The 1,927-nt window shown below is 44.6% G+C and carries 2 protein-coding genes; one reads left to right on the plus strand and one right to left on the minus strand.

Annotation, left to right across the window (positions count from 1 at the left end; genetic code table 11):
- Positions 1–677 precede the first annotated feature (677 nt).
- A complete protein-coding gene (locus tag E1297_RS02320) occupies positions 678–1,166 on the minus strand; it encodes a hypothetical protein (protein ID WP_155133396.1) in 489 nt (162 codons plus the stop codon).
- A 308-nt stretch (positions 1,167–1,474) separates the two neighbouring features.
- Between E1297_RS02320 and E1297_RS02325 the strand changes: the two genes are divergently transcribed.
- Positions 1,475–1,696: a hypothetical protein gene (locus E1297_RS02325; protein ID WP_155133399.1), complete on the plus strand. Its 222-nt coding sequence runs from the start codon at positions 1,475–1,477 to the stop codon at positions 1,694–1,696.
- Positions 1,697–1,927 lie beyond the last annotated feature (231 nt).

The following is a 1,927-nucleotide window of genomic DNA, read 5'->3' on the forward strand; positions in this document are numbered from 1 at the left end:
AGCCTCGTCCTTCAGGTCGGGGAGCAGTCATTGGTTAAATCAGGCCGTATGTCCGTCTCGCTTTGCTCAGAGTCACCCTTCGATTGGATTTGTTTTCCCTTTGAAAAGACTGGACGGAATGTCTCCTTCAGTCCATACCACCAATGTATGGAATCTATAATAACCATCAAAGCTAACAATAGAATCCAAGTAATTGTAAGGAATAGGCTTAATAGGAACGCCGCTCCGGATATGTCGTCAGGAAATAATATTAAAAGAAATAATTTCAAATATAAGGAAATTAATGTAATGGAATAAGACAACACCTCAAGAGTATGGGTAAAATTAATTCCAAACAAAAAAATTATTGGAAATAAAATATAAAAGAGCATCAAAACAATTGTTTTCCGATTACTAGTTTTTCTAGTGATGAAACACTGTGCGAATAATATAACCAAGCTGCTTAAAGTGCCCGCAATTACAGCCATCCAACCGTGGTCGACAAACAAGTTACCTTGTGACCACAATGGCAACTCAGGTAACTCAATTTCTTTAAACAAAGCAAAAGGGTTTATTCGGTGCATTTGATAAAAAAGACCAAAAATAATGAAATATACATTGATTGTTAATCCTTTCAGGAGCCATCCGTTCATCAGTCTTCTGTGGATCGTGTTGTCGACTAACCGCATTGCTTTTCCTTACAGGTCTTTTTGGGAACTAATTGGGATTAATGATTTCGCTTGGTTCGTCTTGGGGTAAAAGTCTCTTTTGTGTTGGTGTGTGGTCGATAAATATGGTCGAGTCATGATTGTTGTTAATATTGTTGCGATGAGAATAAATATTCCGAGCTTAATGATGGCCAGAGATAAAAAAGCAAGACTAAAGACAAATCGGAATTTTTGTACGCCTGCCAGATCGAATTGATATACGGCTAGTTCAGACTGTTCCGGATCATCTTTTGCGCTCCGGATCTTCGATCTAACCGTTTCATTTTTGCAGACTACAAACGTCATGGGTATCGTGATCGTATATGGTTTGATTAGATCTCCTGGATCGTATCTAAAAATACGATTATCCTTATCGACCCTCGCCACTGAGTGTTCGACAGAGACAAATCCTTCCGATATCACTATTGGCGGGTTTGTGAGATTTTTCGCGGCAAGATTGAGTGGCTTCAGTCCGGTCATATCGAATCCCCTGCAATAAAGAGGGTTTGTTATAGGAAGGCCCAAAGGATTCGTCAACAAAAGAACGGTTATAGCGGCGCATTGAATCCTTTCATCACTGGGATCAGTGGTGCCGCTCTAGGAGAGTGCGGCTGGAACAGTTTTCGCAAAAATTCCGACATAAGGAGAGCGTTCTTGAGGCGGTGGCGTACATGACGCTCATCGTCATAACCTTGGTGATGCCTAAATCGATCTTCCGACCACAGTTCCTTTCGTGTGATTGTTGACAAAAGAGCTTTTGCGCGGTTTAAAAAGGAGAGGTGAGCGATATGAACGTTGAAAACGGAATGTACGACCCCAAGGAACTCGAAGTGAAGAAGGTTACATCGCGCGAAGCCGACCAGCGCGCTGTCGATTCCGTCCGCCTCAGCGAAGAGGACCTCTGCAAGAGGAATGGCCTCTTCGAGTGCTTCGATGCCTCGAAAAATAAAGTTATCAAGCATATCGATTACGACTTCTCGCAATTCGAGGCTTCGCACGAAGACGAGTGAGTTTGTCGATTGCGAAGCTCGCCGAGATCATAAACCCCGGACCTGAAGGACTGGGTTTACGGCGCAGCTCGATAAAACGCCGGGAGGAGCGAGCCGTCGCACGCGGCGAGACGGGCCTTGTATGTCGTGGAAAGCCCCCGTGCTTGCCCCCAGAAGATCGTCATACCTCTTGCGGAACACCCGAAGGAACAGATACGCGCCGCCAGAGGGCCAGAGGGCCAGAGGGCCAGA

It is taken from the genome of Roseibium sp. RKSG952 (assembly GCF_009711355.1).